Raw genomic sequence first — 25556 nt, forward strand, 5'->3', positions numbered from 1 at the left:
GATACGTGTTTGCTCATAATGGGCGGGCTTTGCATTCGCCCGCATCACTGAGCAAACAGGATGTCGGCCATGAGTGACGATCAAAGCACAACAGCACCAAACGCCGCCCATTTGCGGGCTAAACTTCGCCTGCAACCCGCCATACCGCCCACAAACAGCACGTCTTTGCCGGGCAATCGCGGGGCGACGCCATCGGTACCGGCGCATAAACTGGCAACCGGGCTTTCTGAAATCCGGACGCAATGGAGTTCCGGGCATCGACGTGCGGCCCGCAAGCTGTGCGGCAAGCTTCTGAAAGATTATCCCGATAATGGTGATCTGTTGCAGATCAACGGGCTGATTTGCAATGAAAGCGGACAGGTATCCGATGCGGTCCGCAGTCTTGAGCGCGCATGCAACTGCGCATCGCCCAAGCCCGTCTATTTCACCGATCTTTCGGCCGTTCTGGCCAATGCCGGGTATGAGGCACAAGCCAAAACCGTTCTGAATGCCGCGGTAAAACGCTTTGCGCTTGACGGAAAAGTTCACTTGCAGCTGGGGCTTCTTGAAGCCCGCGGCATGGGCACCCGCAATGCCATTCCCCATCTTAAACGTGCCATTGCCCTTGCGCCGAATGACTGGACCGCCTGGAGTGCCATGGGGGTTGTGTTGCTGTCGCTTGATGACATCGAAGCCGCCCTGCAACATCTGGGCAAGGCATTGAAATGTGCACAGGCCAATGCCGATGCCAAGGCAATCAATGATATCCGCATCAGTATTGGCGAATGTCAGAAGGAATTGGGCAATGTCGCCGAAGCCTGCGCATTGTTTGACATTGTCCTGTCCCAGGAACCCCATAATGTGCGGGCATGGCATTGCCTGACCCTGGCGACACGCGTGCCCGAAGACCACCCGGCACGTGCCGTCATTTACGATATCTATCAGTCGGGCCGCTATCAATCGATGCCGGTAAACGAACAGGAAATGCTGCTGTTTTCGATCGGCAAGGTCGAAATGGAAGCCAAAAATGTCGATGCCGCGATGAAGGCGCTTGCCGAAGCCAACCGAACCAAACGCCAAACCATCAATTACACCCCCGCTGCAATCGAAGACATGCTTGATCATGTTCGTGACCGGTTTCCGGCCGAACGGTTTGCCCATCTTGGTCCGGTTCGTAACGATGCCGACGAACCCCAGCATGTTTTCATTGTCGGCATGCCCCGTTCGGGCACGACCCTGACCGAGCAGATCCTGAGCTCACACCCCGATGTATTCGGCGCGGGCGAGCTTGATACCATGGTCTATCACCATCATGCCCTGATCGAGCATAAGGTCAAAAACGGGGCCGCACGCGAAGATGTCATGAAATACGATGATGACTTCATCCGTATACTTGGTCAGGCATACCGCAAGGAAACACTGGGCCGGATCACGCGCATCCAGTCCGGCAGCAGCGATAACGGCACCGCCACCATCCGCAGGATCGTCGACAAGCTGCCATCAAACTTCACGCGGGCCGGGATGCTGGCACTGATGCTGCCAAACACCCGGATCATCCATTGCCGGCGTCATCCGGTGGCATCATGCTTTTCGATCTATAATCGCCGGTTTGGCGGTGTGCAGAACTTTGCCTATGACCAGCGCGATCTTGGGCATTACTACAATACCTATGAACGGTTTATGGATCACTGGCGCGATGTTTTGCCATCGGACCGGTTGATCGAAGTCGATTACGAAAATGTCGTCGACAATCTTGAAACAGAAGCCCGCCGACTAATCGAATTCGTTGGCCTGCCATGGGATGATGCCTGTCTGAATTTCCATCAGAACGAACGTCAGGTCCGCACACACAGTGCCCTGCAAGTCCGCAAACCGATCTATCGCAGCAGCCTGAAGGGCTGGCAGCCCTATGCAAAACATCTTGGTCCGTTACTGGAAACACTGGGCCTTGATGAACAGGGCAACCCGCGCAACACCGATACAAAAAAGGCCAGCTGACGCTGGCCTTTTGGCTATCTGATATTGATGTCAGTCCTGATGCAGTTCCGGTTCAAGATCGGGGGTATAAAGGCAATGGCGCGCCTTGCCCGATGCCTTGGCCTGATGCATTGCCTTGTCGGCACGGCGCAGCTGTTCGTTCATGTCGCTGCTGCCGCCATCAAAGACCGCAAAACCGATTGATGCGGTCACACCGCAATCTTCGCCTTTCCAGACGAAGGGCTGATTGAGTTCCGACAAGATGGCATCGGCCATCTCGATCATTTCCTTTTCACCGCCCTTGTTGATGAACAGCATGGTGAATTCATCACCGCCAAGACGCGCGACTTCTTCGGCCCGGCGCGCCGCGCGCTTCAGCCGTTTGGAGGTCTCGCTCAGAAGCCAGTCCCCCGCGGCATGCCCCTTCTCGTCATTGAGTTTCTTGAACCCGTCAAGATCGAGAATGAACATGGCGGCCGGGGTGTTGGTGCCGCGCAGCACGGTTTCACACTGATCAATTTTTTGCATGAAGCGCGCCCGGTTGGCCAAGCCGGTCAGTTCATCATTATTGGCCTTGTTTTGCAGTTCGCGTGCCGCGTGTTTTTGTTTGGTGATGTCGCTGGTCCACCACAGAACCGATTCCTCGCCTTCGAACGACAGCGGTTCCAGCGATGTCTTGAGCCATTTGGCCTCTGACATGTTCGGGCGGCGCAAGCGGATTTCGACATCATGCAATTCGCCAAGCATATCCATGTCGCTCAGCGACTGTTGGCGATAACGGTCCGACAGCAAAATCGCATCGGTCGGTTGTTTTTCGTCCTTGATGTCGAGCATGTTGGCAAAGGTGCTGTTGAAAAACTGGAACACCCCGGTTTCCCGGCTGGAAATGCCGACACCGATCGGCGCACTTTCCAGAAGCCCGGTCAGGCGCTGGGCTGCCTCGGCGACTTCGGCCTGCGCCTTTTTCAGGCTGGTGACATCAATCAAGGATCCGATGGTGCCGGCAATGCTGCCACTTGGCCCCTTAAGGCTTGATGCCGCAAACAAAGCCGTCCGGTTATCATCGCCAAGCGCGAATGAGATTTCATCACGCACCTGGCCTTCTTTGACCAGCAATGCCTTTTCGTGATCGGTAATGGTCTTGGCCAGGTCTTTTGGCGCCACTTCGACAAGCTTTTTACCGATAACGTCGGTAACCTGAAGATCAAACAGTTCCGCAAAGGCGCCGTTACAGCGCGTCACAACACTTTCGAGGTTTTTAAGGTAAACCGGGGTCGGCAACACATCAATCAGATGCTGGATAAAGATTTTGTGGTCTGCCAATGCACGCGCCAGTTCCTGGGCCTTGCCACCATCACGCAGGACCAGGGCAATCGTATTGCCGGGCCCGGTGTCGCAATGCCAGGAAAACACCGTCTTTTCGAGCCGAAACCCCGGCAGATCCGCGCGCCCGCCAGATGAAATCGCACCCAGCGCGTGGCGAACCGATCCGACAGAATCCCCGTCGGAAAATTCGCCCTTCTTGGCAAGGAAGGCAAGAAACTGTTTGATTTCGGTTCCGGCACGCAAAACAGTTTTCGCCGCAGCGAGCTGTTTCTCGGCGGCCGGATTGACATGAACGATTTTCAGATCGCCCTTATCAAGAAAAACAAGACTATCACGTGACAACGCTGCTGTTGCCACCACATCCACACTAACTGACAAGACACCCCGCACGCCGCAAAACGACGTGCTCCCTCGGCTATGTTATATAGATGTCCCAGCTCAGACCTTTTTTGACCGGTCTTTCTTTATATAAGCAACACCCATTGCATATACTTGAGGATAAGTCATTATTTTTCTTGCGGCCAGAAGAATGCCTTACGGCCTTGTCGTTGCAGATTATTTCGTCGGAATGGGCAGATCGATATAGCCGCGATCAATGCAATGTTCGAGTTCTCGCGCCGCCGCCAGCATTTCCTGATAGGTTTCGCGCAAATGTCTGAGCTTTTTAAGCTCTTCCTCGGTCGGGTGCTGGTCGGTGCGATCGGCACTGAGCTTGAACGCATATTTCAGATAATCGGCGCGCAACCGGGCAACCGTGATCATAAGCGGCACCGCGTTTTCCACCGACATGTCAGGTATGGCCGGGCTGATGATTTCGTGATTGATTTCACGCAGGACATGTTCCATGCCCATCATAAAACGGCTTTTGCTGCGGTTTGTATCCTGTGACATGCCCTTTACTCCTACATCATAAGGGTCTGAATTCATGGGACAGTATTACGCGGGAAAGTAAAAACACCTATAACAGTTTGCTACCCGAAGTCCGCCATCGGCCATTTTGCATCCCGTCTGTCGGGATCGCAACTTGCAGGCGCGCGATAACCGCGCTAGAGGATGGGACAATGATTTTTCAAACACAGGAATTCTATCATGGAAGCACGCGTCAAGTGGCTTGAGAACCTTACCTTCACCGGCACCAGCGGCACCGGTCATGGCGTTGTCATGGACGGGGACAAGGATAACGGCTTTGGACCGAGCCCGATGGAAATGCTGCTTCTGGGGATTGGCGGCTGTTCGTCGATTGACGTTGTGCACATCCTGAAAAAAGGCCGCGAGAACGTTCTTGATGTTGAAACCGACGTCAAGGCAGAACGCGCTGAAACCGATCCCAAGGTCTTCACCAAAATCCACCTGCATTTCAAGGTCAAGGGTGAGAACCTTAACGAAACCAAGGTCGGACGTGCGGTTGAACTTTCGGCAGAAAAATACTGCTCGGCATCGATCATGTTGTCCAAGGCCGCCGAAATCACCCATAGCTGGGAAGTCATTGAATAACGGGCATCTGACTTTCTGCCCCAAACAGGTCACGATGATGACTTAGAAAAAGCGGTCTGGATACGGACCGCTTTTTTGTTGTTCGCACCCGGCCACCAGACGGGTTAACATCGCGTTCTGCCTGAAACGATATCGATTACAATTGATTGCGCCAACCGATACGGAGCCACCCCATGGTCAAACCACAAACGATACGGACCGGCATCACGTCACTTGCCCTGGGTGCTGTCATGGCAATCGGCATTGGCACGCAGGCGTTCGGGCAATATGAGCCGTCCGGCAATGCCGTCACAAGCCCGGCCAACGGTTTGGCCTTTGATGACTATGTCACCGCAACGCGCAAACAGCTTCGCGATGTCATATCGGCCCGTTTCGGGGCCGAAGCAAACCCGTTTGGTCCGTTCGATATTGATCAGGTTGTCGATATGCGAAGCCCCTATTCCCTTGGGGCGGACGAGGCCGCCTGTCTGACGGCCGGACGCGGACTTGCCCATGGTGAAAAAGTCGGTTTTCTGGCTGTTCACGGCCTGACAGACAGCCCCTATTGGCTAAGTGATGTGCGCGATCAGCTGCGCCGGGACTTCCCGTGCGCCACCTTTAACGGCGTGCTGTTGCCCGGCCATGGCACGGCGCCCGGTGATCTGATCGATGTCAGTTATCAGGATTGGCTGGATACCGTGAATTACGGCATGACGGCCTTTGACAAGGATATCGAACATATCATCGCGATCGGCTATTCAACCGGGGCCACCCTGATCGGACGTGATATCGCCGCGCGCAGCAATGATCCGCGCATCAGTGCCATGATCATGCTGTCCCCGGGGCTTGCGGCCAAAAGCGATATGGCATGGCTGACGCCCTATGTCCGGTATGTCAAAAAATGGGTCGGTCAGGGATCTGAAAATGATCCCGGAAAATACGGGTCCATGGCGATGAATGCAGCAGCCGAGTTTCATCTTTTGACCGCGCCGTATCGCGATGCATCGATCCCGGCTTCGAACGTTCCGGTTTTTGTTGCCATCAGTTCCGATGACCAGACCGTCAACCCGCTGGCCGCCGTGGACTATTTCTGCAACAAGGTCCAAAGCCCGATCCGCCAGATGATCTGGTATCAGGGCGAAATCAATACTGTTGATGAACATCCCCAATGTGATGACATCGATATCGTGAAATCCGCCAATGACGACATGCGAACCATCAATCACGCCCATACCGCCATTACCATGAGCCCGGAAAACCCGGTTTACGGTCTTGATGGTGCGGTACTTGATTGCGGCCATTATGATGATCCCGACGAACTTGCATCCTGCCAGTCCGGGACGGATGCAGTTTATGGCGAACGCAATCTGTTGAAATCGGCAACACCCGGGACCCTGCGCCGGGGCACGTTTAATCCTGATTTCAACGTCATGATGGACAAGATGGCAATCTTTGTTGCGGCATCGCTTGGCGTAAACAAACAGCCTGCTGCGCAATGACCGTGCAATCACGTCCCGGCAAAGGCACATCTTCCGATCTGATGGATTTTACCATTGATCACTTCAACGCCCCCGATGGCGTGCGGTTGCGCATCGCCATCATGACCCCGGCCAATATTCGCGGGCATGTTCTTATTCTTCAGGGGCGTGGTGAATTCGTTGAACGCTACCGCGAGACGGCGAACGATCTGGCCCGGCGCGGATACGGCACCGTGACATTCGATTTTCGCGGACATGGCGGGTCTTCACGCGCCACCCCGGACCCGATGATGGGATATGTGCGTGATGTTGCGCATTACGGGGCCGATACCCGTCACGTCATTGATCACGTCAAACATCAGCACGGCATTACCTGTGACACCGTCATGACCCATTCAACCGGCGGGCTGGTGGCGATGGTAATGTTGCTTGATCAGCCTGATCTTTGGAAAAGTGTCGTGATGATTGCGCCGTTCTTCGGGCTTGGCGGTCCGCGATGGTTTTCGATTGCCGCCCAGATCCTGTCTGGCAGCTTGTGCCGATATGGTTTTGACAAACAATATCTGCCCGGGCAACGAAACCTCAGCCCGCTTGCTGAATTTGATCCGGAAAACATCCTGACATCTGATCCGCACCGCCATGACCTTAACCGCACGATCCTGCAAGCCGCGCCCGATTTGGTGGTTGGCGGCACATCGGCGGGATGGCTTGATGCCTGTTTCAGGGCACAATCGGAAACAGCCGATCGCCTGGCACAGCCCGACAAGGCGCAGAAACTTCCGCCAATGACCATCATTCTGGCGGGCAATGATCAGGTCGTTTCAAACCGGACGACACAAGATCTGCTTGGCCATTTCCCGAATGTAACGATCCGGGAAATCCCCGAAGCCCGCCATGAAATCTTGCAGGAACGCGATCTTTATCGTGATCAGTTCTGGGCGGCTTTTGACCGGCATATGGACCTTTACGGGGCCTAATTCCGCCTGTTTCCGCCTGTTTCCGTCCAACAAGCCATCAGGCTATCTGGCCTTTGAATGGCGGGTTTGCGTCGCGGCGGGGGGCAGGATGCCTTCGAACCGTGATTTGCGAAAGCTGCTTGGTGCCATTCCGCGGTGACGACGGAATTGGCGGTTAAAATGCGACAGGTTTTGAAAACCGGCTTCTTCGGCAACCCGATAGATCGGCATATCTGACGATAACAGCAAGCTTGCCGCCCGGCCAAGCCGCAACCCCATCAGATAATCCTGAATGGTGGACCCCATATGGCGCTGAAAAAACCGGCGCAAGGTGCGTTCGCTCATGCCGGCATTGCGCGCGATCCAGGCACTGCTGACCGGTTCGAAATAACTGCCATGCAGCAAATCAAGAACCCTGCCCAGTCGGCTGGCATCATCATGATCGGGAATTGCCGCATCGAAACGATCAGATGCCAGCGGTGTCAGGTCGCTCGCATCAAGCAATGTCCGAAGCACGTCGATCAACATGACAAGCTGATCTGCCGGTGTGCCTTGTTCAAAGACCGGGGCAAATGCCGCGACTTTTCGGGCCGTTACCGCATCAAACTGAACACCGCGACGCGACAGCCGCAACGCGGTTTCAAGCCCGGCCAGTTCGGGCATGGTTTTGCAAACGGTATTGATCCAGTCGGCCGTAAACCAGAAAACAAAGGCCTGATGTCCCTTTGTTGTCCCCGCAACCTGCAGGGCGGCTTCGTGGGCACGCAATTCGCCGTGGCTGGCCGATGGCGGCTGGGCGTTTGCGGAATGCCAAGTATGCGGAAGATTGGGCCCCAACAGCACCAGATCATCATCGCCATAAGACCCGATATGATCACCGACATAACGCTGCCCGTAACTTCCAAGTGTCAATGTCAGTTCATATTCCGGGTGAAAATGCCATTCAAACGGGATCGCCAGAAGATTGCGATACAGGCCCTTCCAAGATCGGTCCGGGGCAATCTGAACATGTTCGAACAAAAGCTTCATCAGATCGCATCCACGCCTTTACGGAACATAATCTGGATTAATTTGGCCAAATAGTATCATTCTTTGTCCGCCCTGTCAGTGTGCAGGTGCCTGTCATCCTGTTTTAATTTTTCCAGATCAAAACAGGATGACGGAGGAACATCATGTCCATGCTTGCCAATGCCCCGACCATGACGCCCACCATGGCCCCGAACAGTGACCGACCGGGAAATGCATCCACCAAGGAAGTCAGCGGTACACAGCTGCGCGATCTGAAAAAGAAACTTCCGTTACGCGTCCTGTCCGAAGACGATTTTGCTCATTGGCAGACATATGGATATGTGGTTGTTCCAAACGCAGTCCCCGCCGAACAGGTCAAGGCGACCGTCGATCTTTTGTGGGAATTCGAAGAAATGGACCCCAACGATCCGGAAAGCTGGGGCCGCCCGCAAATGCGCGACAATGCGATGAAGGAATTGAACAATTCCGGCATGGTCGAGATTTACAACCACCAAACCCTTTGGGATAACCGCCAGACCCAGCGAGTCTATGACGCCTTTGTCGATATCTGGGATCGTACCGATCTTTGGGTCTCGATTGATCGTGCCAACCTCAATACGCCCAACAAGGGCACGCGTGCCTTTGACGGTTTCATTCACTGGGATGCCGATACCAGTGCCAACCCGCTGCCGATCAATGTGCAAGGCGTGCTGTCACTGGTTGATACCACCGATGACATGGGCGGGTTCCAGTGCGTACCCGATCTGTTTGCGAATTTCGAAGAATGGCGCAAAACCGCCCCTGCGGATCGTGATCCGTTCCGCCCGGATATGGATACGGTGCCCTATACACCCAAACGCATTGCCATGAAGGCCGGGGATCTTGTGATTTTCAACAGCCTGCTGGCCCACGGTATTCGCGCCAACCGGTCCGATCAGGCCCGCATCGCGCAATATATTTCCATGGCGCCAGCCACACCCGAGGAACAGGATCTTGTCGACTGGCGGGTTAAAAGCTGGTCCGAACGGTTGCCTGCGCGCGGTTATGCTTTTCCCGGTGATCCGCGCAATTGGGAACAGACCCGCTATGAACGGGCGAAGCTGACCCCACTTGGTGAAAAGCTTCTGGGCAAGACGCCCTGGTAAGGACCTCCCCCATAAAACAAAGAGCGCCCGGCAATCACACCGGGCGCTCTTTTGTTTTTTGGCATAACAACCGGGCCTAGAGTTTGGCTAGCAATTTTGCCTTGGTCGCGTCATCAACAAAACCCGCTTCGATCGCGGTGCGCGTTACCCCAAGCAATTCGGCATCACTGAAACCGAACACATCCTTGGCACGCTGATATTCCTCGGCCAGACTGGTGTGGAAGAAGGGCGGATCATCCGATCCCAATGTGACTTTCACCCCGGAATCATGGAATTTGCGCAGCGGATGGGATGCATAATCCGGATAGACCGACAGTGAAATGTTTGATCCCGGACAGATTTCCAGAACAATTCCGCGCTTTGCCAATGTTTCGACCAGTTTCGGGTCTTCGATTGACCGCACGCCATGGCCGATACGGGTTACCGGCAGTTTGTCAATCGCATCCCAAACGCTTTGTGGTCCCTGCACCTCGCCAGCATGGGTGGTGCAGCCCAACCCCGCATCCGCCGCGATCTTGAAGGCCGGATAAAACGTTTCTTGCGAAAACATGCTTTCATTCCCGCCCATGCCGAAACCGACAATATAGGGATGCCCGCAATCTGCTGTTTCGCGCGCGACCTTAACCGCGATATCGCCACCGACATGGCGCACACAGGTCATGATGATCCGGCCGATAATCCCGGTTTCCTTTTCGGCACGGTCAATGCCACCGACCACCGCTTCGAGATGTTCGTCATAGGAAAGACCACAATCAGCCGCATGGGTCGGTGAACAGAAAAGCTCGACATAAAGGGCGCCGACCTTTGCCTGTTCGGTCAGGTAAAAGTGGGTCAGGTCCGAATAATCCTGCTTGGTGCGGATGGCCGCACTGGCCTTGTCAAAGCTTTTGAGGAATTCCGGAAAATCGTCCCAGATATAACGATCCTGTTCATCATAGATGTCATCAGGCAGGGTCAGATTGTTGCGCTTGGCAAAGCTACGCACCAGCGCAGGCGTCAGGGCCCCTTCAAGATGCAGATGCAATTCGGCCTTTGGAATGGACAGGGTCATTTGGGCGCTCCGGATCTGTCGGTATTTTTTTTGCTATGAATACCTTCTAACCCGAAGCCCCAGCCACGTCACGCAGCAACGTCACGCAGCAACCGCGTTGCGTGACGATTTCTGTGCTGTCTTGACCTTTGTCTCGTCTGCATCGGAAACAAGCGTCGCCAACGGGCCGATATAGGGTTCAAACCGTTGCCATTTCCCAAGCGAGTCCTTGAAAATCGGCCGACGGACCTGGATCATACTTGCCGTGGTGGCCGTGTGATCGGTCTTGTAAAATTCAAGACATTCCGGATGCCAGTCCAACCCGCAATGCGCCAGGTAATCCTTTGCGACAACGTCCGGATTGGCCACCAGATCCTCATAAGACAGATCATAAAGCATGCCGTTGCGGTCTGTTTCAAAGAACACATTCATCAGCCCGACATAGGCGCGATAGTAATCGGCCAGTTCGCCAAGATCATCGGAATAGCGCATCGGGATGGCAAAGGGCGTCGTGTAAACCGACAAACAGGTTGCCAGCGGATGACGATGGGTATGAATGATCGGTGCGTCGGGAAATACCCGGCGGATCATTTCAAGGCGTACGAAATTGGCCGGTGTCTTGTTGGTGACAAACCGTTTTTCCGGGGCATAGGCACGCATTGCTTCCAGATACTGGCTTCTGATCTTGCGCGCGGCCTTGTCATCAATACGCGACAACTGTTCGGAAATTCGCCCTTTGCCAACGACATCATTGACCGCCTTGGCAAAATCACCGATTTCACCGGCCGCATACACATCGGGATGCGCACCAAGAATGCGTTCGGTCAACGTCGTTCCCGATCGCGGCATGCCGACGATAAAGATCGGCTTGGGGCCCTTGGCATCAAGTGCCATCACATCGCCCGATGACATATCCGTTGCGGCGGCCTGACGCGCCATGTCTTCGAGCGTCTTCATTTCACGCAATTCGTGTTCCATGTCAAACGGGCGGGCGGCGCGGTTGGCCGCATGACCCTTGCCGTAATAGGCAAAGGCCCGTTCCATATCGCCTTCGGTTTCGGCGATCTTGGCCAGGGCATAGGCGGCCTTGTATTTTTCAGAACTGTCTGATTTGGGGTTCTGAAGGATCGCCTCAAGATGTTTGACAGCGTCCTCGGGCATGGCCTGGGGACGCATGAAGGAGATGACCATATAAGGCTGGGCTGAATATCCCGGACGGTCATTAATGATCGACAGGCTGGTTGATACTGCCTGCTCGACCTCGCCTGCCATGGCGTAGCTTGATGCCAGAACTACCCGCAATTCAAGATTGCCAGGTTGCCGCGCAACCGCCTTTTCCAGAACCGCAAAGGCCTGTGCGTGATCTTCCTGATGCAAATGAATACGCGCCATTAATGTCTGCGCATCGTTGAAATGGGAACTGCTTTCCCCAACGGTTTTCAGCACCGAAACAGCACGCGAAAGTTTAGGTGCAACGCATTTTCCGGGACTGACATGTGACTCTGCGCGAAACAGGACATCGGCAAGCAAAAAGGCCAGAAATCCGTCCTTTGGTGCAGCGCGAAGGCGCTCCTCAAGGACCGACTCGAATGAACCAAAGTCACTTGTAAGATATGAATATTGCAGCAGATTCTGGGCGACAGCCGTGAACAGTCTGTCATTGGTCGGGACAGTGCGAAACAGTTTGCGAAGACGCGGACCCGCAGACGCAGGATTTTTCCCCTGCAACTCGCTGACAGCAGTCATAATCTCGATATCAGTACGTCTTGGATGCAGCCGCAAAATACGGGCACCAATTTTGGCAGCCGTATCAAAGTCGGCTGCTGACATTGCCCGCTTAAGATCCCCGGCAATATCCTTTTTTGACTGCGTCATTCATCTGTCCCTGGATGCGATCAAATAATCTCACGCCCCCTCCCCAAGCACAAAACGACTATAGGTCACTTAAAACTTATCGCACAGCACAAATGTTGATATGAATGCCAAAGATCACGAGATTGTGACAATAAAACCACAACCTTTGTTATAGGCGTGGCATTTCATAGCCTATTGCAAGATGCTGGTCGGTCTTGACTGAACCGAATTCACTTTCAGATTGAACCAAATCGTTTGACCATTGCAAACAGCCACAGGCGACAGGGCCTGAGCCGACGATTGAAAACACGCCGACGCCGGTGAAATTTCATCGACTTGTACCACACAGAAAAAGCGCCCTATCGTCTTGAAAAATATATTTTTCTTCCTGAACTTTTAATCAGCGCATCTCGTATGGTAAAAATTACAATATTGGAATTTAGCCACCCGGCCTGATGGCCAGACCGCCATGTGACAACCCGACGGGGAGAAGAAGGTGACATACTGCGAAAAATGCGACGCGGTTCCGGAAATTGCCCCACGTCTGGGCACACTTTATCTGTGGCCACCGGTGGCACATACCACCGGTAAAATTCTTGCCGGTGCCAAATCGATTTCGCTGTCGGTCGATAAAACGCCAAGTGTCGCCACCCTTTCGATCCATTACAGTCGTCCGGGCTTGCGCAAGCTGATCGACACCATTGCCAAGGATCTTCTGCCCGAAGAACTGGCCGACACCAAAGCCCTGATCATGGCAGAAGGCCAGAAACCCGACATTGACGATATCAGTCGCGTCACCAGTCTGGGGGCCATTCGCGCCGCGATCGGTGCGGAATGGCTCGGTGATCTGTTGCGTGAAAATCGCCTGAATTCGGCGTTTCAGCCGATCTTTCCGATTGGTGATCTTGGTACCCCTTATGCCCATGAATGCCTTATTCGCGGGGCGGCGCGCGATGGCAGCGTCATCAATCCCGGCCAGCTGTTTGAAGCAGCGCAATCAGCCACATTGTTGTTCCAGCTTGACCGTGCGGCGCGCGCAGCCAATGTGCGCAACGCCACCAAGGCCGGGGTTTCGGGGAACCTGTTCATCAATTTCACGCCAAGTTCGATCTATGATCCGGATTCCTGCCTGCGATCCACCATCGACGTTGTCGAGGAATGCAATCTTGACCGCAAGAATGTGGTGTTTGAAGTCATCGAGACCGAAAAGGTCCGAAGCACAGCACATCTGAGTGCGATTTTGCAGTCCTATCGCAATTCCGGTTTTCGGGTGGCGCTTGATGATGTCGGATCGGGTTATTCGACCCTGAACATGTTGCCCGAACTGCGCCCCGATATCATCAAGATCGACCGCGAACTCGTCGACCATGTTGACCATGACAATTACAAACAGGCCATTGTCAGCAAGCTGATTGCACTGGCAAAACAGCTTGAAATCGAAGTCATTGCCGAAGGGATCGAACGTCAAGAAGAACTCGACTTCCTGATCGAACATGATGTCGATTATGTGCAGGGCTTCCTGCTGGGTCGGCCGGGTGATGGCCCCTATCAGGCTAAATCCGCCTGATGCCCGTAAATCACACGCGGGTCATATCGGTAATTTCGCGCCCCACCATGCGTTTATAGCTGGCAACGATTTCCCGGCCTTCTTTTGGCGGCACCGAAATGGCAAGCCGCATGGCGGCTTCGCCGCTATACATGATCAGAAGACAACGCGCGGCGATCGTACTGGCATCGCCATCATTTTCCCGGATGCGCAATATCGCCTTGGTCAGCATGGCGGCATTGGCGCGGCTGACTTCCATTTCCATATCGCGCAAGGTTTTGTCGGCCTGGGTGCCGGTCCAGATATCGCAAATCACCGGTTCGGCCAGAAACAGCTCGTAATAGGTATCAATCAGCTGATCAAACGCCCGGACAAGTTCATCTGCTGATGACACGTCTGCCAATGCGTCTTCGATGCAGTGACGGGATTCGTCGTTATAGCGATCCGCAAGGGCATGAATGACCGATGCCTTGTCGGGAAAATATTGATACAGCGATCCGATCGAGACTCCTGCCTTTTGGGCGAGTTCACCCATCTTCATGGCATCGCTTCCCTGGGCTGCGATCAGCTCACAGGCCACTTTCAGGATATTTTCCACACGTTCGCGACTTCTTTTTTGTGTGGGTGCCTTGCGCATTTTTTTCGCGTTTTCCGACAATTGGTTGCGTCCTGTTTTAACCCTTGGGACATGCCGTATACGGCGTTGTTCACGGGCTTGTGACTGCCAAACTCTCTTGACGATCAAAATACGAGGATTTATCACATTTGGCAAATGTGAGGATTACTCACATTTTATTTTACCCTTCAGGAGCAAGCAATATGACCACACAACCCCGTTTTCTGGTTCTTGGCGCGACCGCCAAAACCGGCCGCCGTGTCGCGGAAAAACTGACCGCCCTTGGACATTCCGTTCGCGCTGTATCGCGCAGCACGTCCCCTGCATTTGACTGGACCAAACCGGAAAGCTGGGACGACACCTTGCGCGATATTGATGCCGTTTACATTACATTCCAGCCTGATCTGGCGGTTCCGGGATCGGCCGAAACCATTGCCCGTTTTGCGCAAGCCGCACTCAAGCATGGTGCAAAACGTCTTGTGATGCTGTCAGGACGCGGCGAAGAAGCCGCCCACCGTGCTGAACAGGTACTGCTTCAATCCGGTGCAGAGGCCACCATTCTGCGCGCCAACTGGTTCTTTCAGAATTTCAGCGAGGATCTTTTCCTGCCCTATATCCAGGCCGGCACCCTTGCCCTGCCCGCGGGTGATATTCCCGAACCGTTTGTTGATGCCAATGACATTGCCGATTGCGCGGTAACCTGCCTGCTTGATCCGCAACATATCGGCAAGACATATGAACTGTCCGGTCCCGAAGCCCTGACCTTTGAAGACGTCACATCGATCATTGGCAACAGTGCCAACCGCAAGATCGATTTCGTGCCGATCACGATTGACCAGCTTGATGCCGGACTGGCAAGCGACGGCGTTCCGCAGGACTTTCGCAGTCTGATTTCCTATTTGTTTTCCGAAGTTCTTGACGGACGCAACAGCGCACCAACCGGGGATATCGAACATATCCTTGGCCGCATGCCGACATCGCTTGCCGATTATGCCCGACAGACCGCGCAGACCGGGATCTGGAAACTTGCCAAACGCGCATAAAAAAATGGTGCGTAGCGGTCTTCTGCTACGCACCAGTTCAGCAACACCCCACCATCGGGGTTCGGAAAACGCGGTATCAGGAAAACAGCGATCTGTTTTCTTCGATGATCAGTGGCAAACGTTCCATCGTGCCAGACAGATGCTGGCGCATTTCGGCAACGGCCGTGGCGGCATCGCCTGACTGGATGGCGTCGATGACGGCCTTGTGGCCTTCAAGGACAGACACCATTTTGCCCGCACGCGGCAGATCAAGGGTCCGCACCCGCGCCAGATGACCGCTGCGCGCCGTGATTTGCAGATGCAGGTTGGACTGGTTCACCCCGTTAAACAAAGCGGCATGGAAGCTGTCATCAAGCTGCTTGAACAGATCAATCTGTTCGATGTCACCAACCAGGGCTTCCTGCATTTTAAGAATGCCCTTGGCCTTGGTGACCGCGGCGGGTTCCTTGATGTCGGCAAGCTGGCGTACCACTTCGCATTCGGCGGCAACCCGCAGAAAATGTTCTTCACGGATGCGGGCCTCGTCAATTTTGGTGACCACGGTGCGCGACTGCGGATAGGACACAACCAGCCCGTCCTGCTCAAGACGCATGATCGCTTCGCGCACCGGTGACTGGCTGACCTTGAAACTGTCGGCCAGTTCGGCACGTACCAGTGTCGTTTCGGGCAACAGCGCCAGTGAAATGATCCGGTTGCGGATATCTTCATACACCAGTGCCGAGGCCGGGACATGGGCATTGCCCTTGATCCCGCCATCATGGATCCCAATCAGTCCGTTCGTAGATGTGTTCATTTTCATCTATCTCCCTGGCAATTCTTTGAATGCCTAAATCCTTGAGATCACTGATTACATTAATGCATTGGGCAACAACAACGTCAAACTCGGGATCGATGCCATCAGGATGAAAAAGATCACCATGGCAATGAAGAACGGGATCGATGCCCGGCTATAAGCCCCGGTTTTGACGTCAAGAATGCCGCAGACCGTAAACATGATGACCCCGACCGGTGGTGTCAGACCGCCGAAATTGATCAGGGTGACAATCAGGATGCCCATGTGAACCGGATCGTACCCGGCATTGACCAGAACCGGCATGACAATCGGCGTCACCAGAAGGATATTGGCCGCCCCTTCAAGGAACATGCCGCTGATCACCAGAACCGCCACAACAAGTACAAGGATCATCGCCCGGTTTTCGGTCAGGGTCGTGACGAATTCGGTGATCTGTTGCGGGGCACGTTCAATGGTCATCGCATAGCCCAGAACCGCCGCCATAATGATCAGCAACATCACCATGCCAAGATCGGAAACCGAACTTGTCACGGCCTCCTTGAACTTGCTGAAATCAAGTTCGCGATAGGCAAATATCCCGACCGCCAGCGCATAGAAAACAAGAAATGCCCCGGCCTCGGTCGCGGTAAACAGGCCAAAGCGGAACCCGACAATCAGGATCACCGGAAAGGCCAGTGCCCAGATGCTTTCCGAGAAACTTTTCAACAATTCGCGACGGCCCGGCATTTCCGGAAGATCAGGCTGATACCCGTTTTTGCGCGCCACAAACCACGATGTCGCCATCAGAACAAGGGTCAGGCAAATACCCGGCACAATCCCGGCAAGGAACAGGCGCCCGATCGAGACTTCATTGACAAAACCAAACAGGATCAACCCGATGCTGGGCGGGATGGTTGCGGTAATGACCGATCCGAATGCCAGAACAGCTGCCGTGGCGGCCTTGGAATAGCCCTGTTTGATCATGCTCGGACCAAGAAGGCGCGCCTCCATCGAGGCATCAGCAACCGCGGACCCGGAAATACCGCCCATCATGAAACTAAGCACAATTGAAACCTGTGCCAGACCACCGGCCATCCAGCCGGTCAGAAGCCGGGCAAATTTCACCAGGCGATAGGTAATCCCCGTCACATTCATCAGGTTCCCGGCCAGAATAAAGAACGGAACAGCCAGCAACGGGAAACTTTGGGTCGCGGTCACCATTTTCTGAATGACCACGGTTGGCGGCATGGCACCACTGACGACAAAGACCGGAATGGATGCCAGGCCCAGCGCAAAGGCCACCGGCATACCGATAATCAGGAAAACCGCAAAAAGAACAGCAATCAATATCAACATCACATGGTCCCCCGTGTCCGAATGCGTCGAACAAGCTGGAACACCATGGTTCGCATCATAAGAAGGATACCGACCACCATCGACGCATGGATGTAGGAGGCATTAATCTGGGCCGCACCTACAAGGCGCGGATGCATCAGGATCATATTGCCCCACGCGTAATAGAGCAGAAATCCAAGGAAACCGATGACCACGAGAATGTTGAAAATCTCGATCAGGCCAACCGTGCGCGCCGAAAAGATTTCCTGCAAAACCTGAAGGCCGAAATGGCGGTCTTCCTGCATGGCGATATCGGCTGCCAGCATGCAAAGCCAGGCAAAGATCAATTGCGCCATTTCCACCGACCAGATGATCGGCGATCCCATGGCGCGCGCAACCGACGCAATGGCCACAAGGACAACAACAGCAACAAGAAGCCCCCCGGCACAGGCAAACTCAATTCGCTTGAGCATGTATTCAATTCCATCCTGATGTTTGGTGTGCGTTGCCCCGAAAACAACAAGGCAACGCACCTAGGCAAGGCAGATTGGTCAGGCCGTGTGACTTAGCGGCCCAGAACCTTTTTGACGGTCGCGGCTTCTGCTTCGAGATCAAGCATCTTGTAAACCGGTGCGACAGCCTCCTTGAACGGGGCCAGATCGACGTCGCTAACGGTCACACCGCTTGCAGCAACATCGGCCAGTGCCTTTTCACCCAGCTCGATGGTCAACTGGGATGCGTAACGGCCATCTTCGACGGCAAGATCACGCACGATTTTCTGGTTTTCCGGGGAAATTTCATCCCACGCCTGTGCCCCGACAACAAGGGCGGTAACCAGCTGAATGTGACCGGTCTTGGTGACGTTCTTGATCACTTCATAAAGCTTGGCATTCCAGATGGCGGTCGGCTGGGCTTCGGCAGCATCGATCGAGCCAAGCTGCAAGGCGGTGTAAACTTCGCCCCATGCGATCGGGGTCGGTTCTGCCCCCATGGCACGAATGGTTTCGATCCAGACCGGCGCACCGATGGTCCGCATGCGCACACCGGAAAGATCGGCCGGGCTTGAAATCGGCTTTTGCGTCAGGGCATGGCGTGCGCCCTGATACCAGTTCGACGCAATCATCACGAGACCGGATTTTTCGCGCAACTCGTCACCCCAGGCAATGTATTCCGGCGACAGGGCAAATTTGTCAGCCTGTTCATAGGTATCAAACAGGAACGGTGCCGACATGATGGCAAGTGACGGTACAAAACTTGAAAGACGGGCCACATCCGTCACGGTGCCGACCGCCGCACCAGCGCGGGCCTGATCGATCATTTCGGTGGTATCGCCAAGCTGCGAGTTGTGGAACACCTCGATGATGACGTCACCATTGGTCGCCTTTTCCACATCGGCCTTGAATTTTTCAAGTCCCTGGCCCATCGGATCATTCGGCGACAAAACCGTTCCGATCCGAAGCGTGGTTGCCGCAGTTGCCGGCACCGCCAGCGCCACCGCACCGGCCAGTACGGCACAGAGTCCGAGTGTTTTCACAGTCACTTTCATTTGGATGTCCTCCCGTTGGATTGGCATTTTGCCTAAATTGATATTTTAGTTGTTGTGAAATCCTAATTACGATTCAGTGATCTTGTCAACGGATTTCTCAACTTGTAAAAATCGTTTAATTTCAATTATTTATTTTGATTATGCGTTTTGTGATCGGCGCGCTTGTAATCAACCAACACGCAAATAGCGGTCAGGATGCACTGCCATTCGGTCCGAAAACCGGTGTTATTTCGGGATATGTCGCGCGGCAAAAAGGTGCGTGCTGATGGCCAAATTGCCATCCGCTTTATGTGCGTTTCGAACTCACCGTATCAGGCCGTGCGAAGCAACCTATCAAACGGCCGAAAGACTAAATACCCAAGTAACCAAGCACCCAGACAGGTGGTATCGATCCGGGAACACGGGAACACCCCGCCGGTTTCTGGTCATGCAACACAGTGATTTCGGGGCAAAAGCCGACAGGCCGACGGGATTTGATACGCAGACCTCTATCCCTCGCCGTCAGCGGGCAATATTGCGGTATTTCGCCGGGGTCAGACCGGTAAAGTGGCTGAACCGTGTGGTCAGATGTGCCTGGCTTGAAAACCCGGTGGCCAGTGCTATCTCGGCAACCGATGCCCGGTCATCGCGCAACATTTCCATGGCGCGTTCGATACGCTGGCGCAAAACAAATTTGTGGGGTGCCTCGCCCACGGTTTTGCGGAACATGCGCGCAAAGTGATAGGCCGACAAATCGGCAACGTCTGCCAAATCTTCGATGGTCAGTGGCTGGTCAAGATGGGCTTCGACAAAGTCGAAAACCCGCCGTTTGACAACCGGGGACAATCCGCCGCGCACCGCAAAGCCAAGATCGCGCCGCGTCGAATAACTGCGCAGCATATGCCCCATCAACAATTGCCCGGCATTGGACATGGCCATCCGGTCGGCCGGCACATTCCAGTCAAGCGGCAGCATGGCCTGACGCACGGTCTGTTCGATCAGGGGATCAAGGAAAAAGGTTTTCTCAGGCACCTCGACCGCATTGGGTTCGATGTCGAAGGCCTCGACCACCGCACGTTCCCAGGCGGCGTGGGGGATATAAAGGTGGAACAGCTCCACCTCGCCCTGAACCAGCCAGTCCGATGTCATGAAAGCCGGCATCAGGCAGCAGCGCCCCGGCCCGCCACCGGTTACCGGATCGGGACCAAGTTGGCGCTGGATGCCTGTTCCGCCATTGATATACAGGCTGATCGTGTGATGATCCGGGTCGGTATATCTGGTGGTGACATGGGCCTTGCGCCGCCAATGGGCCGCCGAAATGCCGTCACCGAAATCCCCCGCGCGCAGCAAATTGGCATCCCCGATCAACTGATTGAAGACTTCAAACTTTTGATAGCGGCCGTTGGGCTGAAAACCCGATCCGGCACATTCTGTGGCAAGCGGCTCTGACATCAAGGCATCCTGAAATTCCAGAATGTGATCATCGCACCGGCCTTGCCGGTTGCAAAGCCCGTTCCACGCATCCCTGCCCTGAATTGCGCAAGAATATATAAAAGCCGGAAAAAAAAAGAATGGCGATGAGCCAAGGCCCATCGCCGCACACTGCATGACGCAGAAGGAAGTTTATTGTCCGGTAGAAATTTACAAGTTCATTTGATCAGTCGCAGCGCGCTGTCATGCCGCCATCAACAACGATTTCGGTTCCGGTGATAAAGCGGGCCTCGTCCGATGCCAGAAACAGCGCCGCATTGGCGGTGTCGCGACCATCGCCCATGAACCCAAGCGGAATGCGCGCAAGACGTTGCGCCAGCAACGCATCGACATCGCCGCCAGCCCGTTGCCCGGCAAGGCGGGCTTCGACCATCGGGGTGTGCAACTGCCCGGGCACAACGGTATTTACCCGAACACCCTTGGCGGCATATTCCACCGCGACCACCTTGGAAAACTGGATGACGGCGGCCTTGGTTGCCGCATAGGCCGACTGTGCCGCCCCGGTCCAGCGCATGCCAGAGGTCGAGGACGTATTCACAATCGCCCCGCTTTGCTGTTTTTCCATGATCGGCAAAACATGGCGGCAGGTCAGATAGACACTTTTCAGATTGAAATCGACCTGCTTGTCCCAGACATCCTCGGTCATGTCAGCAGGTCCGCCCTTGGCCGAACCCCCGACATTATTGACCAGAATATCGACCCGTCCGAAATGATCGACACAGGCGCGAACCATCGCGGCAACCGCATCACCATCGGTGATGTCACAGATATGACCGACAATTTCACCGCCGACATTGCGGGTCCGTTCGATGGTTTCTTCAAGCGCGTCCGGGTTCAGATCAACTGCAAAGATCTTTGCCCCTTCTTCGGCGAAACGGACTGCGGTTGCCCGCCCGTTGCCCCAGCCCGGCCCGACACATCCGGCACCGGTTACAATTGCAATACGTCCTTCAAGGCGTCTTGTCATACCGACCCCCTTATTTGTCAAAACGGTAAAAACGATGCGGGTTATCGACCAGAAGTGCCTGTTGCAATTCAGCAGTCGGGGCGATTTCCGGGATCAGATCGACCAGAACACCATCATCAGGCGCATCGGCCCGGAAATTCGGATGTGGCCAGTCTGTCCCCCACAGAACACGGTCGGGGAACCGTTCGACCAGGGTCCGCGCAAACGGAACCGCATCGCCATATGGCGCGTCCTGACGCGATGCGCGTTCACAGCCCGACACCTTGACCAGAAGATGATCGTTTTCCATCAGGCGCAGCAATGCATCGAACGGTGCCTGATCCAGACCAAGCGACGCATCCACGCGCCCCATATGGTCAATCACCACCGGCACGCTTGATTTGGCAAGACCATCTGCCATGCCTTCGATCAGGCTGCTTTCCATATGGATTTGCAGGTGCCAGTCAAATCTGGCCAGACGGTCGGCCAGACGCAAAAGTTCGTCAACCGATGCCCCGGGTACAAGATGGGCCATATAGTTAAACCGGATGCCGCGAACACCCAGATCATCCAGACGGCGAATTTCGTCGTCTTCGACCGTTACCGGCAACAGCGCAACACCAAGGTAATCACCCTTGCGGGCGTTCATGGCATCAAGCATGGCGCGGTTGTCAAACCCGTGCACACCCGACTGCACAATCACGCATTTTTCAATGCCGATCACGTCATGCAGGGCAAACAGCGTTTCCTTGGGCGCATCGCCCGGCTGAAGTTTGCTTTGCGGTGAATAGGGAAATACATCAGCAGGACCGAAAACATGACAATGGGTGTCACAAGCGCCTTTGGGCATGGTGAATTTCGGCTGCGTTGGCGCAGGTTTATAGGTGATGGGCGCAGTATTCATGGCCATCCTCGTTGGTATTGATGTCAAAAACAGTGTGGTCCCGAAACCCTATTCCAGTTCGGGTACAGCCCCGTCGGGCGGCGGCAGTTCAAACACATTGATCGTCATGGAGATCAGCGTGTAATAGCCAAGGATACCGGTCAGATCGACGACCGCCTCCTGGCCAAGGACCTTGACCGCGCGGGCATAAAGCTCGTCGCCAATATGGCGTTCGGTATGAAGGGTAATCGCATAGTCATAGACCACCGCTTCGTCTTCGTTTTCAAAGACCGGCTGCCGGTTGGTGCGGATCGCCTCGACGATTTCGGGGCTGATCCCGGCCTTAAGGGCGATGACCTTGTGCGCGGCCCATTCGAATTCGGATTTCCAGACACGCGCAGTCGCCAGAATGGCAAGTTCCGACAGACGCGGTTCAAGCAAGGAATCATAGCGGCAATACCGACCAAGGGCCTGTGCCCGATCAGCAAGATCCGGACGATTGAGCCACACGGCAAGCGGCCCGCGCACCCGGCCACGCGGACCGGATGCAATGGCGTCATACACTTCTTTCTGGCGCGGGGTCAGGTTTTCGGGTTGCAAGGGTGCAATACGGGTCATGCCGGGATCTCCGCGGGGCGTTCGGTTCGTCCAAAGGCCGCCTCGGCAGCCGCAAATTCGTCAAGCCAGTCAACAATCACCGGATAGGTTTGCCGCCACTCAACCGGCTGGCGCCAATCAAGATATCCCAGCGCACAGGCCAGACTGATCGATACCACATCGGTTTTGCGCGGATCGGGCAAAGCGGTTTGCATCGCATCGAGCGCCCGGCTGATTTTACCGCGCTGATGATCAAGCCAGATTTCCGAAATCTGTGACGGATCGCGAAAACGTCCTTCATAGACCATCAACAAGGCAGCATCGGCGATCCCGTCGGCAAGGGTCGCACGGGTCAAGATACGGGCCCGTTCATCCACCGCCTCGGGGATCAGTCTGTTTTGTCCCGACCAGCGATCAAGGAATTCAATGATCACCCGGCTGTCATAAAGAATGCTGCCATCTTCAAGGATCAGACACGGAATTTTGCCAAGCGGGTTCTGCTGACGCAGGGTGTCGCTTTGATCACGGGTGTCGGCGGGCTGAACGTCAATCCGTCCGGACAATCCCAGAACATCCATTGCAATGCGGACCTTGCGCCCGAACGGGGATGTCAGGGTTGATCGCAACAATTTCGGTCCGGGCAGTTTGCCGTCAAACGGGAAAAGGTTTTCTGCTGAATTCATCCTGCGATCCTCAATTCATCGATTCTGGCAGGAACAGCGCCATTTGCGGGAACAGGCACAGCAACAGCAACATCACAAAACCGGCCGCGATATAGGGCAACAATCCGCGGAACACATCTTCGAGGCGCACCCGCCCGTCAGAGGCCGCCTGCACGACAAAGCAGTTGATCCCGACCGGTGGTGTGACCGCGCCGATTTCCACAAGCAACACCACAAACACCCCGAACCAGATCGGATCAAATCCAAGGTTCATCATCACCGGATGGGTGATCGGAAGCGTGATAGCCAGCAATGCCGGGGCATCCATCATCATGCCAAGCAGCAAATAGATGCCGACAATGATCAGAACGACGATCCAGCGATTGACCTCAAGCCCGATCAGGAAACCGCCAATCGCATTGGCCACACCGCTCAGTGCCAGGAATTTCGAAAAGACCAGCGCGCAGATGATGATCGCGAAAATCATGCCCGACGTCTTGATGGTATCCATCAAGGTTTTGCTCAGTTCCAGTTTGCGGATACTGCGCTGACGCATGATTGCCAGAACAAAGGTCAGTCCCGCACCAATGCCACCGGCCTCGGTCGGGGTGAAAACCCCAAGATAAAGCCCGGAAATGATGCAGATGATGACAAACAGCAGCGGCCCGGCCAGACGAAGGGAATAAAGCTTTTCCTTCATCGGGACATTGGTGGCGGTAACCGGCGCCAGATCAGGATTGCGCATCACGGTCAAATAGGTCGCAATACACAGAAGAACCGCAAAGACACCGCCGGGAATGACACCGGCAACCAGCAAACCGCCAATGCTTGAATCCGTCAGGATGCCATAGACCACCACAAGCGCACTGGGCGGGATCATCACTGCGAGCGTCCCGGCAATGGCAATCGATGCCGATGCCAGACGTTTGTCATAGCCACGTGCGAGCATTTCCGGCAGGGCAAGCTTGGTAAAGATCGTGGCAGTCCCGACACTTGATCCGGACGCCGCACCGAAGGCCGCCGCCCCCATCGTGGTCGAAATCGCAAGTCCGCCCTTTAAATTGCCAAGCCACTTGGTGGCGGCTTCGAACATGTCTTCGCCAAGGCCCGCGCGCATCGCAAAAAAGCCCATCAGCAAAAACAGCGGAATAACACTGAAATGGAAGCTGTGCGTGGTGTCAAAAAACACCGTCGACAGCATGGCGGTCGCCCCCTTGGTCCCGACCAGGGCCGCAAGACCGGCCGCCCCGACAACACCAAGCGCAACCATCACATTCGCGCCAAACAGGATGGCGGCAAACAGGGCCACAATGCCCAAAGATCCGATTTCAAGCCCCGTCATTGGCCCACGGCCTCCTTGTTTGGCGCAGACCCGATCAGTTCACGCATGAAATCGAGTGCAAACTGAATGGCAAGCATCGTCAGTCCAAAGAAAATCACAAATTTGACCGGATAAAGCGGATAGCGCACCGATCCCCATTGCTGTTCATTGATCGCAAAGGACCGCATCGCAAATTCCCAGCCCGCCTGTGCACACCAGGCAAAGAACACGCAGCCCAGTGCGAGAACAAACAAACGCAACGGTTTCTGCATAAAGACCGGCATGTGCTGAAGAACGACGGTGACCTTGATATGGCCACCTTCATACTGGGTCAGTGCAAGCGACAGGAACACCAGAACCGTCAACATGGTTTCGGTGATTTCAAGGGCGCCCTGCACCGGGGAATTGAATAAAAAGCGCGACACTGCATTGGCCACAACCAGCATCATCATGGCAAAGGTTGTGTAGCCTGCGACAAATCCGCAGCCGCGCAGGAACCGGCCATAGGACTGGCAGATCCGTTCGAACAACGACATTGATGGAAACTCCACTTAATCCGCGTCACCACATTTCATGGTGCCAAACCCGCCCCG

General features: G+C 54.9%; 24 protein-coding genes. 7 read left to right on the forward strand and 17 right to left on the reverse strand.

Features of this window, described 5'->3' with window-relative positions; translation table 11 throughout:
- Window positions 1-69 precede the first annotated feature (69 nt).
- Window positions 70-1977 carry a sulfotransferase gene (locus M9H61_RS06045; protein ID WP_250283950.1) on the forward strand — a complete coding sequence of 636 codons (1908 nt, stop codon included), beginning with the start codon at window positions 70-72 and terminating at the stop codon, window positions 1975-1977.
- Between the two features lie 30 nt (window positions 1978-2007).
- On the opposite strand, the gene M9H61_RS06050 is transcribed toward M9H61_RS06045, so the two are convergent.
- Together M9H61_RS06050 and M9H61_RS06055 are read right to left on the reverse strand one after the other, a co-directional pair.
- Window positions 2008-3660 carry a diguanylate cyclase domain-containing protein gene (locus M9H61_RS06050; RefSeq protein ID WP_233433131.1) on the reverse strand — a complete coding sequence of 551 codons (1653 nt, stop codon included), beginning with the start codon at window positions 3658-3660 and terminating at the stop codon, window positions 2008-2010.
- A gap of 177 nt (window positions 3661-3837) precedes the next feature.
- Window positions 3838-4173, reverse strand: coding sequence for a hypothetical protein (locus M9H61_RS06055; protein WP_068518501.1), 336 nt, complete (start codon window positions 4171-4173; stop codon window positions 3838-3840).
- A 198-nt stretch (window positions 4174-4371) separates the two neighbouring features.
- Between M9H61_RS06055 and M9H61_RS06060 the strand changes: the two genes are divergently transcribed.
- From M9H61_RS06060 to M9H61_RS06070, 3 genes are all read left to right on the forward strand, one after another.
- A complete protein-coding gene (locus M9H61_RS06060; RefSeq protein WP_068518502.1) occupies window positions 4372-4776 on the forward strand; it encodes an OsmC family protein in 405 nt (134 codons plus the stop codon).
- Between the two features lie 173 nt (window positions 4777-4949).
- Window positions 4950-6254 carry a carboxylesterase gene (locus M9H61_RS06065; RefSeq protein WP_250283952.1) on the forward strand — a complete coding sequence of 435 codons (1305 nt, stop codon included), beginning with the start codon at window positions 4950-4952 and terminating at the stop codon, window positions 6252-6254.
- A complete protein-coding gene (locus tag M9H61_RS06070) occupies window positions 6251-7210 on the forward strand; it encodes an alpha/beta fold hydrolase (RefSeq protein ID WP_250283954.1) in 960 nt (319 codons plus the stop codon). Before M9H61_RS06065 ends, M9H61_RS06070 begins: the two co-directional genes overlap by 4 nt.
- A gap of 42 nt (window positions 7211-7252) precedes the next feature.
- On the opposite strand, the gene M9H61_RS06075 is transcribed toward M9H61_RS06070, so the two are convergent.
- Window positions 7253-8218, reverse strand: a complete 966-nt coding sequence (locus M9H61_RS06075) for an AraC family transcriptional regulator (RefSeq protein WP_250283956.1) — start codon at window positions 8216-8218, stop codon at window positions 7253-7255.
- Window positions 8219-8361: 143 nt separating this feature from the next.
- Between M9H61_RS06075 and M9H61_RS06080 the strand changes: the two genes are divergently transcribed.
- Window positions 8362-9342, forward strand: a complete 981-nt coding sequence (locus tag M9H61_RS06080) for a phytanoyl-CoA dioxygenase family protein (protein ID WP_250283958.1) — start codon at window positions 8362-8364, stop codon at window positions 9340-9342.
- A 76-nt stretch (window positions 9343-9418) separates the two neighbouring features.
- On the opposite strand, the gene M9H61_RS06085 is transcribed toward M9H61_RS06080, so the two are convergent.
- Together M9H61_RS06085 and M9H61_RS06090 are read right to left on the reverse strand one after the other, a co-directional pair.
- Window positions 9419-10393: an adenosine deaminase gene (locus tag M9H61_RS06085; RefSeq protein WP_250283961.1), complete on the reverse strand. Its 975-nt coding sequence runs from the start codon at window positions 10391-10393 to the stop codon at window positions 9419-9421.
- An 81-nt stretch (window positions 10394-10474) separates the two neighbouring features.
- Complete coding sequence (locus tag M9H61_RS06090) at window positions 10475-12247, reverse strand: tetratricopeptide repeat-containing sulfotransferase family protein (protein WP_250283963.1); 1773 nt, start codon at window positions 12245-12247, stop codon at window positions 10475-10477.
- A 475-nt stretch (window positions 12248-12722) separates the two neighbouring features.
- On the opposite strand from M9H61_RS06090, the gene M9H61_RS06095 reads away from it, so the two are divergent.
- Window positions 12723-13793 carry an EAL domain-containing protein gene (locus M9H61_RS06095; protein ID WP_250283965.1) on the forward strand — a complete coding sequence of 357 codons (1071 nt, stop codon included), beginning with the start codon at window positions 12723-12725 and terminating at the stop codon, window positions 13791-13793.
- A gap of 10 nt (window positions 13794-13803) precedes the next feature.
- Here the strand turns inward: M9H61_RS06095 and M9H61_RS06100 are convergent, their stop codons facing one another.
- Window positions 13804-14409: a TetR/AcrR family transcriptional regulator gene (locus M9H61_RS06100; protein WP_250283967.1), complete on the reverse strand. Its 606-nt coding sequence runs from the start codon at window positions 14407-14409 to the stop codon at window positions 13804-13806.
- A 182-nt stretch (window positions 14410-14591) separates the two neighbouring features.
- Here M9H61_RS06100 and M9H61_RS06105 point away from each other — a divergent pair, with 182 nt between their 5' ends.
- On the forward strand, window positions 14592-15431 hold the full coding sequence (locus M9H61_RS06105) for an SDR family oxidoreductase (protein ID WP_250283969.1): 840 nt from the start codon (window positions 14592-14594) through the stop codon (window positions 15429-15431).
- A 76-nt stretch (window positions 15432-15507) separates the two neighbouring features.
- Here the strand turns inward: M9H61_RS06105 and M9H61_RS06110 are convergent, their stop codons facing one another.
- The 11 genes from M9H61_RS06110 to M9H61_RS06160 all read right to left on the reverse strand — a co-directional run bounded on the left by M9H61_RS06110 (window position 15508) and on the right by M9H61_RS06160 (window position 25499).
- Window positions 15508-16224, reverse strand: a complete 717-nt coding sequence (locus tag M9H61_RS06110; RefSeq protein ID WP_250283971.1) for a GntR family transcriptional regulator — start codon at window positions 16222-16224, stop codon at window positions 15508-15510.
- Window positions 16225-16278: 54 nt separating this feature from the next.
- Complete coding sequence (locus M9H61_RS06115; RefSeq protein ID WP_250283973.1) at window positions 16279-17559, reverse strand: TRAP transporter large permease; 1281 nt, start codon at window positions 17557-17559, stop codon at window positions 16279-16281.
- Window positions 17559-18011, reverse strand: a complete 453-nt coding sequence (locus M9H61_RS06120; RefSeq protein WP_228196535.1) for a TRAP transporter small permease — start codon at window positions 18009-18011, stop codon at window positions 17559-17561. The genes M9H61_RS06115 and M9H61_RS06120 overlap by 1 nt, the downstream gene beginning before the upstream one ends.
- Window positions 18012-18103: 92 nt before the next feature.
- Window positions 18104-19084 (reverse strand): C4-dicarboxylate TRAP transporter substrate-binding protein, encoded by a 981-nt coding sequence (locus M9H61_RS06125; RefSeq protein WP_114114143.1) that lies wholly within the window; start codon window positions 19082-19084, stop codon window positions 18104-18106.
- A 501-nt stretch (window positions 19085-19585) separates the two neighbouring features.
- Window positions 19586-20515, reverse strand: coding sequence for a helix-turn-helix domain-containing protein (locus tag M9H61_RS06130; protein ID WP_082817790.1), 930 nt, complete (start codon window positions 20513-20515; stop codon window positions 19586-19588).
- A 205-nt stretch (window positions 20516-20720) separates the two neighbouring features.
- Window positions 20721-21521 (reverse strand): SDR family NAD(P)-dependent oxidoreductase, encoded by an 801-nt coding sequence (locus M9H61_RS06135; RefSeq protein ID WP_250283975.1) that lies wholly within the window; start codon window positions 21519-21521, stop codon window positions 20721-20723.
- 10 nt (window positions 21522-21531) lie between these two features.
- Window positions 21532-22404, reverse strand: coding sequence for an amidohydrolase (locus tag M9H61_RS06140; RefSeq protein ID WP_250283977.1), 873 nt, complete (start codon window positions 22402-22404; stop codon window positions 21532-21534).
- A gap of 48 nt (window positions 22405-22452) precedes the next feature.
- On the reverse strand, window positions 22453-23001 hold the full coding sequence (locus tag M9H61_RS06145) for a carboxymuconolactone decarboxylase family protein (protein WP_250283979.1): 549 nt from the start codon (window positions 22999-23001) through the stop codon (window positions 22453-22455).
- The gene (locus tag M9H61_RS06150) at window positions 22998-23663 is read right to left on the reverse strand and encodes a glutathione S-transferase N-terminal domain-containing protein (RefSeq protein ID WP_206928469.1); all 666 of its coding nucleotides are present in this window, start codon (window positions 23661-23663) and stop codon (window positions 22998-23000) included. Before M9H61_RS06150 ends, M9H61_RS06145 begins: the two co-directional genes overlap by 4 nt.
- A gap of 10 nt (window positions 23664-23673) precedes the next feature.
- Window positions 23674-24984, reverse strand: coding sequence for a TRAP transporter large permease (locus tag M9H61_RS06155; protein WP_250283980.1), 1311 nt, complete (start codon window positions 24982-24984; stop codon window positions 23674-23676).
- Window positions 24981-25499, reverse strand: coding sequence for a TRAP transporter small permease subunit (locus M9H61_RS06160; RefSeq protein WP_068518515.1), 519 nt, complete (start codon window positions 25497-25499; stop codon window positions 24981-24983). Before M9H61_RS06160 ends, M9H61_RS06155 begins: the two co-directional genes overlap by 4 nt.
- Window positions 25500-25556: the final 57 nt, after the last annotated feature.

Origin of the sequence: Thalassospira sp. GO-4 (assembly GCF_023588965.1) — a bacterium.
GTDB classification, from domain to species: Bacteria; Pseudomonadota; Alphaproteobacteria; order Rhodospirillales; family Thalassospiraceae; genus Thalassospira; species Thalassospira povalilytica.

Bases quoted from the DNA above. Each gene is read 5' to 3' on its own strand.
- M9H61_RS06065 (WP_250283952.1), top strand. From the start codon at position 4,950: ATGGTCAAACCACAAACGATACGGACCGGCATCACGTCACTTGCCCTG.
- M9H61_RS06120 (WP_228196535.1), bottom strand. From the start codon at position 18,011: ATGCTCAAGCGAATTGAGTTTGCCTGTGCCGGGGGGCTTCTTGTTGCT.
- M9H61_RS06160 (WP_068518515.1), bottom strand. From the start codon at position 25,499: ATGTCGTTGTTCGAACGGATCTGCCAGTCCTATGGCCGGTTCCTGCGC.
- M9H61_RS06085 (WP_250283961.1), bottom strand. From the start codon at position 10,393: ATGACCCTGTCCATTCCAAAGGCCGAATTGCATCTGCATCTTGAAGGG.
- M9H61_RS06090 (WP_250283963.1), bottom strand. From the start codon at position 12,247: ATGACGCAGTCAAAAAAGGATATTGCCGGGGATCTTAAGCGGGCAATG.
- M9H61_RS06075 (WP_250283956.1), bottom strand. From the start codon at position 8,218: ATGAAGCTTTTGTTCGAACATGTTCAGATTGCCCCGGACCGATCTTGG.
- M9H61_RS06080 (WP_250283958.1), top strand. From the start codon at position 8,362: ATGTCCATGCTTGCCAATGCCCCGACCATGACGCCCACCATGGCCCCG.
- M9H61_RS06055 (WP_068518501.1), bottom strand. From the start codon at position 4,173: ATGTCACAGGATACAAACCGCAGCAAAAGCCGTTTTATGATGGGCATG.
- M9H61_RS06130 (WP_082817790.1), bottom strand. From the start codon at position 20,515: ATGTCAGAGCCGCTTGCCACAGAATGTGCCGGATCGGGTTTTCAGCCC.
- M9H61_RS06125 (WP_114114143.1), bottom strand. From the start codon at position 19,084: ATGAAAGTGACTGTGAAAACACTCGGACTCTGTGCCGTACTGGCCGGT.
- M9H61_RS06105 (WP_250283969.1), top strand. From the start codon at position 14,592: ATGACCACACAACCCCGTTTTCTGGTTCTTGGCGCGACCGCCAAAACC.
- M9H61_RS06145 (WP_250283979.1), bottom strand. From the start codon at position 23,001: ATGACCCGTATTGCACCCTTGCAACCCGAAAACCTGACCCCGCGCCAG.
- M9H61_RS06155 (WP_250283980.1), bottom strand. From the start codon at position 24,984: ATGACGGGGCTTGAAATCGGATCTTTGGGCATTGTGGCCCTGTTTGCC.
- M9H61_RS06150 (WP_206928469.1), bottom strand. From the start codon at position 23,663: ATGAATTCAGCAGAAAACCTTTTCCCGTTTGACGGCAAACTGCCCGGA.
- M9H61_RS06045 (WP_250283950.1), top strand. From the start codon at position 70: ATGAGTGACGATCAAAGCACAACAGCACCAAACGCCGCCCATTTGCGG.
- M9H61_RS06135 (WP_250283975.1), bottom strand. From the start codon at position 21,521: ATGACAAGACGCCTTGAAGGACGTATTGCAATTGTAACCGGTGCCGGA.
- M9H61_RS06140 (WP_250283977.1), bottom strand. From the start codon at position 22,404: ATGAATACTGCGCCCATCACCTATAAACCTGCGCCAACGCAGCCGAAA.
- M9H61_RS06110 (WP_250283971.1), bottom strand. From the start codon at position 16,224: ATGAACACATCTACGAACGGACTGATTGGGATCCATGATGGCGGGATC.
- M9H61_RS06115 (WP_250283973.1), bottom strand. From the start codon at position 17,559: ATGTTGATATTGATTGCTGTTCTTTTTGCGGTTTTCCTGATTATCGGT.
- M9H61_RS06100 (WP_250283967.1), bottom strand. From the start codon at position 14,409: ATGCGCAAGGCACCCACACAAAAAAGAAGTCGCGAACGTGTGGAAAAT.
- M9H61_RS06070 (WP_250283954.1), top strand. From the start codon at position 6,251: ATGACCGTGCAATCACGTCCCGGCAAAGGCACATCTTCCGATCTGATG.
- M9H61_RS06060 (WP_068518502.1), top strand. From the start codon at position 4,372: ATGGAAGCACGCGTCAAGTGGCTTGAGAACCTTACCTTCACCGGCACC.